This is a genomic window from Ureibacillus suwonensis, from assembly GCF_042655065.1.
In the GTDB taxonomy this organism is placed as follows: domain Bacteria; phylum Bacillota; class Bacilli; order Bacillales_A; family Planococcaceae; genus Ureibacillus; species Ureibacillus suwonensis.
On sequence record NZ_JBHSNQ010000164.1, the window covers coordinates 1 to 14192 of the forward strand.

The window sequence follows — 14192 nt, forward strand, 5'->3', positions numbered from 1 at the left end:
GAAATACACGGCCAACAAAGATCAACTGACCAAAAATAATGGAGAGAAATGGAAAAAGGAGAATTTGAGTTGGCTCAAATTCTCCTTTTTCCTATTTTGAAGCTAGTTTTGTCCCAGCCTCTTTTTTGAATATCGATAAAAATTAATTTATTGTTAATATAAGAAGGCCCAGGAATGACCATTACGGAATGGAAGCCATACTAAGATTAATGGAGATTTAATGGAAGTGGTGAAGTGAATGAGTGCAATCAATGCGATATTGCAAATCCTGTTTGTTTCAATCATTATCTTTTTTATCAGCGGAAGGCTCATTGGTTCCAATGTGAACCTGTTTCGGAGAGTGTTGTCTGTCATCATCAGTGTCTCATTCACTACCTTTGTATTTTGGTATACGTACATAAGGGAAAATCCAAAATATGAAGATGGCGTTGTCAGCGTCGCGACTTTGTTATGGATTGGCAGCATGCTATTAATTTCCATGCTGATTTATTTGTTTTTTGAACTCTTTGATCCGATTGCACTGGATGAAAGTGCCGGACGGTATGCGGAGAAAAAGACGATTTTCAGGAAAGTGATCAATTATTGGCGATATCAAAAACGTTTGCGCACAGTGGTAAAAGCGGCGGTGACCAACGGAATCACGAGAACGGTCAAATATGCAAGAAACAGAGATACGGACAAGCAATTGGCGATTGCTTTAAGGGCAACCCTTGAAGAGAGCGGCGGCATTTTCATCAAATTCGGACAAGTGTTATCCACCCGGAAAGAATTGTTTTCCCCGGTCTTTACAGAAGAATTGAAAAAACTGCAACAAAAAGTTTCACCTATGACCTATGATGAGGTAACAGCGATTTTAAAAGAAAATTATTCCCGGGATGTGGATGAAATTTTTTCTTTTTTTGAAGAAAAGCCATTGGCGGCGGCTTCCATTGGTCAAGTCCATCGTGCCGTGCTGAGAGACACCCATGAGGAAGTGGTGGTGAAGCTTTTGCGCCCGCAAGTGAAGACCATTATGCGGGAAGATTTGGGCATTCTGTTGGAATTTGCCGATTGGATCACCGCCAAATCCCAATGGGCGGAGAGCATGGGATTCAAAGCATTGGCAGAAGGTTTTGCCAATTCAATGAAGGAAGAAACGGACTTTTCCATCGAAGCGCGCAATATGATTCAAATCCGCAATATATTGAAGAATAGCAAACTGAATGTAAAAATTCCAAGGGTTTATGAACAATACAGCAATGAAAATATTCTTGTGATGGAATATGTGAAGGGCGTAAGCATTGCTGAACTGGATAAAATAGAAGATCAATATTACATTGACCGGAGTGAGTTGGCGAGAAAACTCATTTGCTCCTATTTGGAACAGGCGCTGGTCTCCGGAATCTTCCATGCCGATCCGCATCCTGGAAATATTGCGGTGAACCCGGAAACGGGGGAACTCATTCTGATGGATTTCGGGGCGGTTTGCCGATTGTCGGGTCAACAGCTGGAGGGCTTGAAACTGTTTTTCATCGGAATTCAACAGAGCGATCCTTCCATTTTATATGATGCGATTTCACTGTTGATCAAAAATAAAGATGAGATTGATCGGCAAGAATTGGAACAGGCAATCGGCCAAATATTATTGAAAATTTCTTTTGTCAATAAAGTTCCGACAGATGAGACGATTTATTCCATTTTTACAGTAATCAGGGAAGCGGGACTGCAATTTTATTCCCAAGTCAGCCTTGCGCTAAGGGTAATTGTGACATTGGATGGAACCTTGAATATGATAGATTCCAATATCAACATTTTCGAAGAAGCGAGAGAATTTACGAACGATTACATGAAAGCTTCGATCAGAAAGCCGTTCAAAGAGCCGGTTGAAACGATGGAAAAACTGCAGGAAGAACTTGCGTTATTAATCCCGAACTTGCGAAAAATCCCAAGGCGATTTGATCAGTTGGTCCGAAAAATTGAAGATGGAAAGGTCACCTTGCACCATGACATCTTCTCGGATAAAACGAATGCCAAGTTCGTCACTCAACTGTTTTCGAAATTCGTATTATTGATGGTTGGAATTACGTTCGGCATCATTTCCACTGCGCTGCTTGCGATTTCCCAATTTATCGAAACGGTGTATGCCATTTATTTAAATACTGCGGCTTATCTCGGATTGTTTTTATGTTCCATTTTGCTTGTCCGATTGTCCATTCAAGCCATACGGGATATGAAAAAGAGGGATTGATGAATGCACTTTTCCCGGTTGTACGCGGGAAAGGTGCTTTTATTTTGGCTGCGGATTCCAATTACAGATGGCCGGCAGTTTGCTATAATGGTTGGAGTAGAAAGTGGGGATAAAGAAATGAAACTTCAACCGCATCTTTTAGTGATTGACGGAATGGCCCTATTATTCCGTTCTTTTTATGCCACAAGCGTGATGGGGCATTATCAATATTTGCCGGACGGCAGAGCTTCCAACGGTGTGCAGGGATTTGCAAGGCATGTGTTGACCGCCCAATCGATTGTAAAGCCGAGCCATCTTGCCATTTGCTGGGATATGGGGACCCAAACTTTTCGCAATGAGTTGTTTCGTGAATATAAGTCCAATCGAAGCGCTCCACCGGAAGAGATGATTCCCCAGTTTGATATGGCGAAGGAAGTTTCCGAATGGATTGGCTGGAAGAATATCGGCGAAATTGGAATGGAAGCGGATGATTGCATCGGATCCATCGTAGAGAAGTGGAAAGAAGAAGCGAAGATCACCATCATAAGCGGGGACAGGGATTTGTTGCAATTGTTGAACCCTGCCACGGAAATAGCGTTTACCAAAAAAGGCTATTCAGAGTACGATGTCTATACAGTGGAACGATTTAAATCGGAGTATGCGATAGAACCCCATCAGTTTGTGGATGTAAAAGCATTTATGGGGGATTCGAGCGACGGTTATCCGGGTGTCAAAGGAATCGGACCGAAAACGGCACTCCAACTTATCCAAAAATACGGCTCCGTTGATGGAGTTTTAAAAAATTTGGAAGAATTAAAACCAGGCCAACGAAACAAAATCGCCGAGAATATGGAAATGTTGAAACTGTCTTATCAATTGGCATCGATCAACAAAAATGTTTCGATCAAAGCGAGTTTGGATGAATTGACTGTCCCAAATTACAAAGCGGAAACCTTCGAGCATTTGGCAAGCAAAGGATTTACATCCATTGCGAAACATGCCCATTCCTTAATGCCGATTGTTTAAAATATCCATGGACACAAACGGAGGGATCAGTTTGTGTCCTGTTTTATTTTCGGTTCAATTTTCACAAAGCTGAGCACTTTGCTGTTTTTGGAATAAGGAACCTTTCGGATCTGACTATCCCGATTCACGCCACCATTGTCATGGACTATTAAAATTAATTCCCCGTCATCGATTTCGTACCCAATCAGAGGAACCCAATGATACTTGAAAGAAGGCTTTGAATTCCATTGAAAGGTGAAATATTTATCGAACTTTGCCGCTGCCGGTCTGCCTTCATCAATTTGCCGCAAAGCTTCTTTTAAAGAACATTTTTGTACAATCCATTCAGGACCCAAATATCTTTGCAAGTTTTTGATGAGCCTCCAACGAAACAGCCCGATCTTCGTTGTCCCCAGCAAGGAATAAAGATCATTTACATTTTTGGCATAGTCTATTCCCAATAAATATTTTAAAATCACATAAATTGTTGTCGGACCACAGGCAGAGTTCCGGTAGGATGGAAGGATTTCTTTATGATACTGTGAATGGCCTTGAACATTCAGAATTCTTCTTTTCATCTAGCAACACCCGATTTCTGTTTACAAAAATTGTAGAATAATGGAGGAGAATTAGTATGAATTTCTTATTTACATAAATAGGATAATAAGATTAAATATGGTATAATCTACTTATTTTTCTGAATCTTCTCATATTAGATGGATAAGAAAGGATGGATTATGACTGAAAATCGATGTCCTGTTTATTAGCTAGATTATTTCCACGGAAATGTTTTTGTCGAAAAAACACCAATTATGACCACAACATATGGGAGGGGACGATGTGATCCAAGCGAACTACAATACGCACAGAGTTCATAAAATCAATGTGGCATTGACGATCATTTTGGTCTTTTTGATTTGTGCACCCCATGTCAATGAAAAAGGGCTTGAAGGAAGCAAATTATATGTCATGGCAGGAACACTGATTCTGTTAGTGTCGATACTTTTGTATTTTTTGCCGATCAATAAATATATAAAAGGTTTATTAATTTCATTAATTCCAAGTATAGTGATTATTACACTTTTTTTAATGGATGGATTTACTTTAGGAAAACATTATATCATTATTCTGTCCATTGCAATGGTCACAATGTATTTTAAAAAAGAACTGATCATTGCATTAGGTATATTTTTGGATATAGCCTATCTTTCAATCTATATTTTGTATCCGGAAAAATTGATAGGCGCAAACAATAATTTCGTCGTCATCTTTTTTGTAATGAATGCCATTGTTGTGCTGCTTTATTTATTGACTCGATGGGGCAGGCAGCTCATTGAAGATGCCTATCAAAAGGAATTTGAAGCGAAGGAACTGGTAAGCAAGTTGAAGGAAACCTTTTCATCAGTGGAACAGGCATCCGATTTGCTTGATGAACATATTACGAAGTTTTACAGCGACATTAAAAGCATTTATAAATCGAGCAAGGATATTGTGCAATCCGCTGAACAAGTTGGAACCGGCATTCAGGAAGAGGCGGGCAGCGTGTCAGTCATCAATGATTCGATGGGACAGTCGGTTGAAAAAATGGATCAGATTGTCACTGTGGCGGAAGAGATTATGAAGAAATCGGAAAACATGAACAACAAAGTGCGGGAAGGCTGGAACAAAATCAATCAAGTGACAGACTACATGGATTCTGTCGGTACAACCATCAGCAATACGACCATAACCGTCTCCGATTTGCAGGAAAGTTTGGAAAGAGTGAACACGCTCCTTGGCAGCATTAAAGAAATAGCAGATCAAACCAATCTGTTGGCGCTCAACGCAGCCATCGAGTCCGCCCGGGCAGGGGAGCATGGGAAGGGATTTGCGGTTGTGGCGGAAGAAGTGAGAAAGCTGGCCGAACAAAGCGCACGGATTACAGAAAGTATTCAAGTGGTGACGGTGGAATTGTTCACTAAATCCAAAGAAGCGCAGGAAAAATCCGCCCAAGGGGAAATGGCGATCACAGAGGGAAGAAGATTATTGAAAGAGATTGCCGTTTACTTCGATGAAATCAAGGATACTTTTACAGATATTTACGATTCATTGTTAGAGGAACGGGCAGAAATCGAACATGCCAAAAACAATTTCTTTACCATTCAAAATCAAATTGAAACTGTAACCGCCATCTCTGAGGAAAATGCGGCAGCCACTGAAGAAATCATTTCAACTTTGGAAAATGAACATGAATTGCTGGCTTCAATTAATAAGTCCATTGCCGAAATTCATGAACTGAGCAAAAAACTGAGGAAAATGACAAAAAGTTAAAAAGGATGGAAGGGGCCGTCTGAATCGTCATTTTGAGACGGCCCCTTTGCATTCCGCTGAAGTTATATCGAGTGGAAAACTTTTTATCGGCGGTCGGGGAAACAAAGAATGAGATTTTAAGAAAGGGTGTCAGCAAAGTTGGATTTTCGGACACCCTTTTTAATATGCAGGTGAAAAGGATTGGCAGGCGTTCGTTGATTCAAAGTCATCTTCAGTTTGGAAACTTTGTTGATTCTTGTCTTGCTATTGTTCCTGACACGTTCTCTCAAAATGCCGATTTATATGATGGCTACGATTCTGATTTCCTATGCCTCTGCATTAGGTTTGGGATTATTCCTTTTGGATGTGTTATTCGGATATGATGCGGTGTCTACACGGGCTCCGGTATATGCATTCATCTTCCTGGTGGCATTGGGAATCGACTACAATATCATCATGGTGAGCCGCTTCCTGGAAGAGCGGAAATTTGAATCGGTGAAAAACGCATTGGAAATCGCCGTCCGCAATACAGGCGGTGTGATTTCATCCGCCGGTGTCATCCTGGCAGCGACGTTCGCGGCGTTGACGACAATGCCGGTCATCGACTTGTTTGTATTTGGATTCATCGTGGCAGTCGGTATCATCATCGATACGTTCCTTGTTCGGGGAATGTTATTGCCGACACTCATTTTGTTCTTTGAAAAGGATAAAAAGGAAGCGTAAATATTTAGGGCATCTGAAAATTTGTTTTCAGATGCTTTTTTATTGAATCGGCATTTATGGCTTCCTCCCTTTTTCATAATTTCAATCCACCACCTGACAGATCGCCCTGGTGAAAAGGGGATGATAGACTAGCAATCTTCCATTTCGTTATTTGAATAAATTGGAAAACTATTTATAATAGAATTAACTTTAAACCATGGAGTTGTGAAAAAGGGGGATGGTTTACTTGTTCAGCAACTTGAAGTATCCGATCATTCAGGCGCCCATGGCAGGCGGGATTGCAACGGTCGATTTGGCACTCGCCGTTTCAAAGATTGGTGGCCTCGGATTTCTGGCTGCCGGTTATAAAACACCGGAAGCGATCGAAGAAGAAATCTATAAGTGCAAAGAATCCGGATTGCCATTTGGGGTGAACCTATTTGTTCCACAAAATGATCCGATTGATGAATCATTGTATTCGTATAAGGAGCGGCTCGAAGAAGATTTCCAAGTCCCATTGGCCATTCCGGAACCCAATGATGACTATTGGACGGAAAAACTGGAGTTGGTAAAGAAATATAAAGTGCCTTATGTTTCCTTTACATTCGGTTGTCCATCCAGGGAGATCATTGAACAACTCAAGGAAAATGGCAGTGCAGCAATTGTGACGGTGACGAATTTGGAAGAAGCGAAAATGGCTATGGGGAACGGAGCGGATGCCATTTGCCTACAAGGAGCGGATGCTGGAGGTCACCGGGCAACCTTCCAAAATGTGGACGAAGATTCCAATGTGCCATTAACGGAACTAATTGCCATCATTCGAAGGGAAATTCCACTCCCTATGATTGCGGCAGGCGGAATCATGAATGGGAAGGACATTCATCTGGCATTAAGTGCGGGGGCTGATGCCGTGCAACTTGGAACAGCTTTCCTATGTACGGAAGAGAGCGGAGCCAACCCGATTTATAAACAGGCGTTGAAGTCGGGCGAGTTTAAGGAAACGGCTTTAACAAGAACTTTTTCCGGAAGACTTGCGCGGGGATTGAAAAATGAATTTATGGTGAAGTATGAAAGCATTGCACCCCGCTGTTATCCCGCCGTCAATGCATTGACTCAGCCGATTCGCTCAAAAGCATTGAAAGATGGAAATCCTCAAGCCATGTCACTTTGGGCAAGCACGCGTTTTAAAGAGATTCAACAAGGCACGGTGAAGGATGTATTCGAAAAACTCATCAGGGAGCTGGAGCGGTGTCAATCGTGAACTTTTCAAACATAGGGGAAAGTGTATTTCACATATATTGTTGAAAATCTGTTATATCCAGGGGGCTGCGAATGGAAAAAGTGATGCGTTATGGTTGGAAAATTCTTTGGATCATTGGTCTTTTGATTTTGGCCATCATCAGCATTGACTTGAAACAAGAAATCGAAGAGGGCACCAACTATCGGATCGAAGGATATTTATGGTATATTTTTTTCATTCATTTTGTTTGGGGGATCTATTTGTCGTTAATCTCGATTAAACAATGGAAAATCCAATTCAACTTTCCATTGTTTATCGGCGCATTTCTTCCTTGTCTTATTGTCTCGCTAATAATCCCCATTTCTTCTATAACATCGGGGACTGTGCCCTTTGGTCCATGGTTCGTTAAAGTCCACTCTACCGGTTTAGTTGAAATGGCGGCAGGTTTCACATTGATCCTAAGCATTTTTCATGGAACGAAAGAGGAAAAACCATATTGAAAAAATGAAGGACATAACTTTGAGGGTTAAAGTTATGTCCTAAATATTGCGATTAAACGGTTTGCGCATCCAAAAATTGCGTTACATCTTCCGGAGTTTTGGCGTTTGCACTGTGAAGGTGGGCAAGTTTTTCCCCGTTTTTATAAATCAGTAAACTTGGAATTCCCAATACTTGATATTTCTCAGCCAGTTCCGGGAAATGATCGCGGTTGATTTCATACCATTCATATTGGCTGTACTTCTCAATAATTGGATCGATGAACATGTTCATGCGTGTGCAATCAGGGCACCAAGTAGCATAAAATTTTACGATGACTGGTTGATCTTTACCAATAATTTCATTAAATTGTTCTACAGACGTAATTTCTTTCACCATTTTCGCCTCCTCACCTAGTAGTTTACACATTTTGGCGAAAGTCGGAAAGAAATATGTTCCGGACAAAAATGCAAAACTATTAAAACATCAACAAATTTTTCGAAAATTAAAATAAAAGGATTGCGAAATTTCGAAAAATCATCTACACTAAATACAGGAATAGCTACTTTATGTATTTTTTTGAACTTGAAATGAATAGTCATTCATTTTGTTGTAAAATGGACATCTTTTTTCAACTTGTTGAATAAACTAAAAAGGAACAAAGGGGTATAGGAGCGCAAAATGAATGATTGTTCATTCAAAACAGAAAAAGGGGGAATTGGTTGTGACGTACAAGATTGAAAAAGTAGCAGTTATTGGATCCGGCGTCATGGGGTCCGGCATTGCAGCACATTTAGTAAATATCGGCATACCAACATATATGTTAGATATTGTCCCAAAAGAACTGACAAAAGAAGAGGAATCAAAAGGATTAACGCTTGAGCATCCGGCAGTGAGAAACCGCATTGTGAACAATGCAGTGCAAAAATTATTGAAACAAAAACCGGCACCGCTTACATCTCCTAAAAATTTGGCTTTATTGACTGTCGGGAACTTGGAAGATGATTTGGACAAGTTAAAAGAAGTGGATTGGATTATTGAAGTCGTTGTTGAAAATCTAGAAGTGAAAAGAAATCTATTTGAAAAAATCGAGCAGGTCAGAAAACCCGGAACCATCGTCAGCTCCAATACTTCCGGAATCAGCGTAAATAAAATGGTGGAAGGGCGTTCGGAAGAATTTAAGAACCATTTCTTAGGAACACACTTCTTCAACCCGCCACGCTATTTGAAATTGCTAGAAATCATTCCGACAGAACATACATCGCCGGAAGTGTTGTCTTTCATGAAAACCTTTGCGGAAGATGTTCTTGGCAAAGGTGTCGTAATCGGCAAAGATACGCCTAACTTTGTTGCCAACCGCATCGGAACATACGGGTTGCACATTACGCTCCATGAAATGTTGAAACGCGGCTATTCAGTGGGTGAGGTGGACTCTGTAACAGGTCCGCTGATTGGAAGACCGAAATCCGCCACATTCCGCACGCTAGATGTGGTCGGATTGGATACATTCATTCACGTGGCAAAAACGGTGTATGACCAAACAACCGGCGAAGAGCAAAAGGTGTTCGAAGTCCCTGAAATCATTCATAAATTGGTGGAAAGAGGGGCGCTCGGTGCAAAATCAGGTCAGGGCTTCTATGTGAAGAAAGGCAAAGAGATTTACGAAATTGATCCAAATACCCTTGAATATGTGCCGCAAAAGAAATTGCAAGCTCCTTCCATTGAACTGGCGAAACAAACAAAAGGCTTGGATAACCGCTTAAAAACATTGGTATATGCAAATGACCGCGCAGGAGAACTGTTATGGAACATCTTTGCGCCAACATTGATTTACTCTGCGGAACTGAACGGCATCATCGCGGACAATATTGTGGAAATCGATAACGCGATGAAATGGGGATTCGGTTGGAGCCAAGGACCGTTCGAAATGTGGGATGCAATCGGCGTGGAAAAATCCGTGAAGCGGATGGAAGAAGAAGGCCGTACGATTCCTTCCTTCGTGAAAAAGCTGTTGGAAAAAGGCTATGAATCTTTCTATAAAGAAATAGACGGTCAATTGGCATTCTTCAACGGCGAAGAATATGAAGTGATTCCGGTCAATGAAAAAGCGATCGACTTAAAACGTTACAAGAAAAAACACGGTGTCCTTAAATCCAATTCCGGTGCCAGCTTGATCGATATCGGTGACGGCATTTTGCTTCTTGAGTTCCATTCAAAATCCAATGCGATTGGACTCGATATCATTCAAATGATCAACTATGCGATTGATGAAGTGGAAGCGAATTACAAAGGGCTTGTCATCGGAAACCAAGGCAAGAACTTCTGCGTAGGGGCAAACCTTGGCATGATTTTAATGGAAGCCCAAGACGACAACATTTTTGAATTGGATTATGTGGTACGAGCATTCCAAAAAACGATGCGCCGCATTAAATATTCGAAAAAACCGGTTGTGGCGGCTCCATTCGGCATGACGCTCGGCGGAGGAGCGGAAGTGTGCTTGCCGGCAGCGCGCATCCAAGCTTCCATGGAAACATACATGGGACTTGTGGAAGTCGGCGTTGGACTCATTCCTGGAGGCGGAGGAAACTTGGCGCTTTATGAAAAAACGCTGGAAAATCTTCCGAATGGTGTGGAAATTGATTTACAAGCCGTTGCCAATAAAGTGTTTGAAACAATTGCGATGGCCAAAGTATCCACTTCCGCGGAAGAAGCCCGTGAAAACAATTTCTTAAACAAACAGGATGGCATTTCCGTAAATCCGGATCACTTGATTTACGATGCAAAACAAGTGGCGCTTCAATTATACGAATCCGGCTACAAACCGCCGGTGAAAAAGAAAATCAAAGTGGCAGGTGCACCTGGTTATGCAACGTTGCTACTTGCGGCACAAAACTTGCACACAGGCGGCTACATTTCCGATCACGATCTGAAAATTGCAAAGAAACTTGCATTTGTGATTGCTGGCGGCCTTGTGCCATACGGAACAGAGGTGCCTGAAGAATACTTGTTGAACTTGGAACGTCAAGCATTCCTGGAGCTCGTTGCCGATCAAAAATCACAACAACGGATGCAGCATATGCTCGTGACTGGAAAACCGTTGCGTAACTAATATAGAACGAACAAAGGGGGAGTTAACATGCGCGAAGCAGTAATCGTGTCAGGTGCGAGAACGCCAATCGGAAAAGCGAAAAAGGGATCGCTTGCCCAAATGCGACCTGATGATTTTGGCGCAATCGTTGTAAAAGAAGCAATTAAACGTGCAGGATATGAAGGAGAAATAGATGATTTAATTTTAGGTTGTGCCATGCCTGAAGCGGAGCAAGGCATGAATGTGGCAAGAAATATCGGGGCATTGGCGGGGCTTCCGGATACAACGCCGGCCATTACCATCAACCGTTTCTGTTCATCCGGACTACAATCCATTGCGTATGCGGCTGAACGGATCATGCTCGGCCACGCCAAGGCGATTGTAGCAGGCGGTGTGGAGTCCATGAGCATGGTGCCGATGATGGGGAACGTGATCCGGCCGAATCCGAAACTCGCTGAAGAGGCGCCACAATATTACATGAGCATGGGACATACGGCGGAAGAAGTGGCAAAACGCTATGGTGTGAGCCGTGAAGATCAGGATGAATTTGCAGTCCGTTCCCACGAATTGGCTTATAAAGCGATTCAGGAAGGTAAGTTCAACGATGAAATTGTCCCGATCGATGTGGTACAGCATTATGTGGACGAAAATAACACGTTGAAAGAAAAACGCTTCACGTTCTCGATGGATGAAGGGGTGCGCCCAGGAACGACGAAAGAAGTGTTGGCGAAATTGCGTCCAGCCTTCAGTGTAAATGGAACTGTGACTGCCGGCAATGCTTCCCAAACATCTGACGGGGCTGCAGCAGTTCTTGTGATGGACCGGGAAGAAGCCGAAAAACAAGGATTAAAACCAATGGCAAAATTCTTGAGTTTTGCGGTTGGGGGCGTTCCACCTGAAGTAATGGGGATCGGACCAATTGAAGCGGTACCGAAAGCTTTGAAACTTGCGGGATTAAAACTGGAAGATATCGACTTATGGGAGCTCAATGAAGCATTTGCTTCCCAATCGATTCAGGTGATTCGCCACCTCGGTTTAGACCTGAATAAAGTGAATGTCAACGGCGGCGCGATTGCACTGGGACATCCGCTTGGCGCCACAGGAGCCGTTTTGACGTTGAAATTGATTCATGAATTAAGAAGACAAGGCAAGAAATATGGCGTTGTCACAATGTGTATCGGTGGCGGTATGGGAGCTGCCGGCGTATTTGAAGTATTATATTGATCCGTTCAATAGATTAATAAATGATAGGGAGGAATTGACATGGTTCAAACAACGGATTTTGTAAAAGGCGGAAGCTTCTTAATTGAAGATGTGGATTTAGAGAAAGTGTTCACACCGGAAGATTTTTCGGATGAACATTTAATGATCGCCAAAACGACTGAAGAATACGTAGAAAATGAAGTATTGCCGGTATTTGATAAATTGGAGAACCATGAATTTGAATATTCGGTTGAATTAATGAAAAAAGCAGGGGAACTGGGACTCCTTTCCGCAGACATCCCGGAAGAATATGGCGGCCTTGGCTTGGATAAAATCACTTCCGCGCTGATCGGTGAAAAAATGTCCCGCGCCGGCGGTTTCAGCTTGACGCACGGTGCCCATGTAGGAATCGGTTCATTGCCAATCGTTTTATTCGGAAATGAAGAGCAAAAGAAAAAATATTTGCCAAAACTTGCGACAGGCGAATGGATTGCCGCTTATGCGCTGACTGAGCCAGGTTCCGGTTCCGATGCGTTAGGGGCAAAAACAACTGCAAAATTGAACGAAGCAGGAACCCACTATATTCTGAATGGTGAAAAACAATGGATTACAAACTCCGGCTTTGCTGATGTATTCGTTGTATATGCGAAAGTGGACGGCGAACATTTCACTGCATTCATCGTTGAACGCTCATTCCCTGGAGTATCTGTTGGTCCGGAAGAAAAGAAAATGGGGATCAAATCTTCATCCACCCGCACATTGATTTTGGAAGATGTGCCGGTTCCGGTGGAAAATGTATTATTTGAAATTGGCCGAGGCCATGTCGTAGCGTTCAATATTTTGAATATCGGCCGCTATAAGTTGGGGATTGGTACGGTTGGAGCTTCCAAAAGAGCGTTGGAGCTTGCCATCCAATATACAAATCAACGGAAGCAGTTCAATACCCCAATTTCAAGCTTCAACTTGACGAAAGAAAAACTTGCGACTATGGCATCCCAGCTTTATGCTTCCGAGTCGCTCAACTACCGTACAGTCGGCTATTTCGAAGATCGTTTCAGCAAGCTTACAGAAGAGGAAACAAAAGACGGCAAAGCGGTGGCAAAAGCCGTTGCGGAATATGCGATTGAATGCTCCATCGCGAAAGTGTTCGGTTCTGAAACATTGGATTACATTGCGGATGAAGCGGTTCAATTGCATGGCGGATATGGTTTCATGTCTGAATATGAAGTGGAACGCATTTACCGCGACTCCCGCATCAACCGTATTTTCGAAGGGACGAATGAAATCAACCGCTTGATTGTGCCAGGCACATTCATGAAGAAGGCACTCAAAGGGGAACTTCCTTTATTGCAAGTGGCTCAAAACTTGCAAGAAGAGCTGCTCATGCTCATGCCGGAAGAAGTGGGCGATGAACCATTGGCGCAAGAAAGATATCTTGTGAAAAATGCGAAGAAAATCGGAATCCTCGCTGCCGGTGTAGCCGCACAACGTTTCGGCACAAAACTTGAGCAAGAGCAGGAAGTGCTTGTGAACATTGCCAATATCGCCAACCTGGTATATGCAATGGAATCCACAGTGTTGCGTACAGCAAAAGCCATTGAGAAAAGCGGACTTGAAAAAGCGAAACAAAAATTATTGTATACACAAATTTTCTGCCAAGAAGCCTTTGCGGAAATTGAAAAAGAAGCAAAAGAAATCATCATCGCTTCCGTTGAAGGTGACAATGCGCGCATCACGCTTTCCGCTTTACGCAAGTTGACTCGCCACAACCCTTACAACTTGATCTTGAAAAAACGTGAAGCTGCTGATCGCCTCATCGCAGCGGAAAAATATATCGTTTAATCGATCAAAAAATGGGCTTGTCTAAAAAGTCCATAAAAACAGAGCGAATGGAGAAAACAATGAGTTTTTCCATTCGCTCTGTTTCCTTATTTTTGAAATTGGTTTGGGAATTTGCGGCCCATTTCAGTATGTTGTGGGCC

The 14192-nt window shown here is 42.5% G+C and carries 10 protein-coding genes and 1 pseudogene; 9 read left to right on the forward strand and 2 right to left on the reverse strand.

Going from position 1 to position 14192, the window contains the following annotated elements; translation table 11 throughout:
* The first annotated feature begins 238 nt into the window (after positions 1-238).
* Positions 239-2227 (forward strand): ABC1 kinase family protein, encoded by a 1989-nt coding sequence (locus ACFPOH_RS12335; protein WP_342468768.1) that lies wholly within the window; start codon positions 239-241, stop codon positions 2225-2227.
* Positions 2228-2344: 117 nt separating this feature from the next.
* Complete coding sequence (locus ACFPOH_RS12340; protein ID WP_342468769.1) at positions 2345-3232, forward strand: 5'-3' exonuclease; 888 nt, start codon at positions 2345-2347, stop codon at positions 3230-3232.
* A 26-nt stretch (positions 3233-3258) separates the two neighbouring features.
* Here the strand turns inward: ACFPOH_RS12340 and ACFPOH_RS12345 are convergent, their stop codons facing one another.
* Entirely contained in the window at positions 3259-3789 is a 531-nt protein-coding gene (locus tag ACFPOH_RS12345) for a C39 family peptidase (protein ID WP_342468770.1), read from the reverse strand.
* Positions 3790-4051: 262 nt separating this feature from the next.
* Between ACFPOH_RS12345 and ACFPOH_RS12350 the strand changes: the two genes are divergently transcribed.
* The 4 genes and pseudogenes from ACFPOH_RS12350 to ACFPOH_RS12365 all read left to right on the forward strand — a co-directional run bounded on the left by ACFPOH_RS12350 (position 4052) and on the right by ACFPOH_RS12365 (position 7942).
* A complete protein-coding gene (locus ACFPOH_RS12350; protein WP_390309905.1) occupies positions 4052-5521 on the forward strand; it encodes a methyl-accepting chemotaxis protein in 1470 nt (489 codons plus the stop codon).
* Positions 5522-5728: 207 nt separating this feature from the next.
* Positions 5729-6223 (forward strand): annotated as a pseudogene (locus tag ACFPOH_RS12355) (MMPL family transporter); the annotation flags it as partial.
* 217 nt (positions 6224-6440) lie between these two features.
* Positions 6441-7463, forward strand: coding sequence for an NAD(P)H-dependent flavin oxidoreductase (locus ACFPOH_RS12360; protein ID WP_390309907.1), 1023 nt, complete (start codon positions 6441-6443; stop codon positions 7461-7463).
* A 71-nt stretch (positions 7464-7534) separates the two neighbouring features.
* Complete coding sequence (locus tag ACFPOH_RS12365; RefSeq protein WP_390309909.1) at positions 7535-7942, forward strand: hypothetical protein; 408 nt, start codon at positions 7535-7537, stop codon at positions 7940-7942.
* Positions 7943-7994: 52 nt separating this feature from the next.
* Here the strand turns inward: ACFPOH_RS12365 and ACFPOH_RS12370 are convergent, their stop codons facing one another.
* Positions 7995-8348, reverse strand: coding sequence for a thioredoxin family protein (locus ACFPOH_RS12370; RefSeq protein WP_342468775.1), 354 nt, complete (start codon positions 8346-8348; stop codon positions 7995-7997).
* Between the two features lie 256 nt (positions 8349-8604).
* Here ACFPOH_RS12370 and ACFPOH_RS12375 point away from each other — a divergent pair, with 256 nt between their 5' ends.
* From ACFPOH_RS12375 to ACFPOH_RS12385, 3 genes are read left to right on the forward strand one after another with little or no spacing between them, the layout of a single operon-like run.
* Positions 8605-11028 (forward strand): 3-hydroxyacyl-CoA dehydrogenase/enoyl-CoA hydratase family protein, encoded by a 2424-nt coding sequence (locus ACFPOH_RS12375; protein WP_446753163.1) that lies wholly within the window; start codon positions 8605-8607, stop codon positions 11026-11028.
* Positions 11029-11055: 27 nt separating this feature from the next.
* Positions 11056-12231 carry an acetyl-CoA C-acetyltransferase gene (locus tag ACFPOH_RS12380; RefSeq protein WP_342468776.1) on the forward strand — a complete coding sequence of 392 codons (1176 nt, stop codon included), beginning with the start codon at positions 11056-11058 and terminating at the stop codon, positions 12229-12231.
* A 39-nt stretch (positions 12232-12270) separates the two neighbouring features.
* The gene (locus ACFPOH_RS12385) at positions 12271-14052 is read left to right on the forward strand and encodes an acyl-CoA dehydrogenase family protein (RefSeq protein WP_342468777.1); all 1782 of its coding nucleotides are present in this window, start codon (positions 12271-12273) and stop codon (positions 14050-14052) included.
* Positions 14053-14192: the final 140 nt, after the last annotated feature.

Bases quoted from the DNA above. Each gene is read 5' to 3' on its own strand.
- ACFPOH_RS12335 (WP_342468768.1), top strand. From the start codon at position 239: ATGAGTGCAATCAATGCGATATTGCAAATCCTGTTTGTTTCAATCATT.
- ACFPOH_RS12385 (WP_342468777.1), top strand. From the start codon at position 12,271: ATGGTTCAAACAACGGATTTTGTAAAAGGCGGAAGCTTCTTAATTGAA.
- ACFPOH_RS12380 (WP_342468776.1), top strand. From the start codon at position 11,056: ATGCGCGAAGCAGTAATCGTGTCAGGTGCGAGAACGCCAATCGGAAAA.
- ACFPOH_RS12345 (WP_342468770.1), bottom strand. From the start codon at position 3,789: ATGAAAAGAAGAATTCTGAATGTTCAAGGCCATTCACAGTATCATAAA.
- ACFPOH_RS12375 (WP_446753163.1), top strand. From the start codon at position 8,605: ATGATTGTTCATTCAAAACAGAAAAAGGGGGAATTGGTTGTGACGTAC.
- ACFPOH_RS12370 (WP_342468775.1), bottom strand. From the start codon at position 8,348: ATGTGTAAACTACTAGGTGAGGAGGCGAAAATGGTGAAAGAAATTACG.
- ACFPOH_RS12360 (WP_390309907.1), top strand. From the start codon at position 6,441: ATGGTTTACTTGTTCAGCAACTTGAAGTATCCGATCATTCAGGCGCCC.
- ACFPOH_RS12340 (WP_342468769.1), top strand. From the start codon at position 2,345: ATGAAACTTCAACCGCATCTTTTAGTGATTGACGGAATGGCCCTATTA.
- ACFPOH_RS12365 (WP_390309909.1), top strand. From the start codon at position 7,535: ATGGAAAAAGTGATGCGTTATGGTTGGAAAATTCTTTGGATCATTGGT.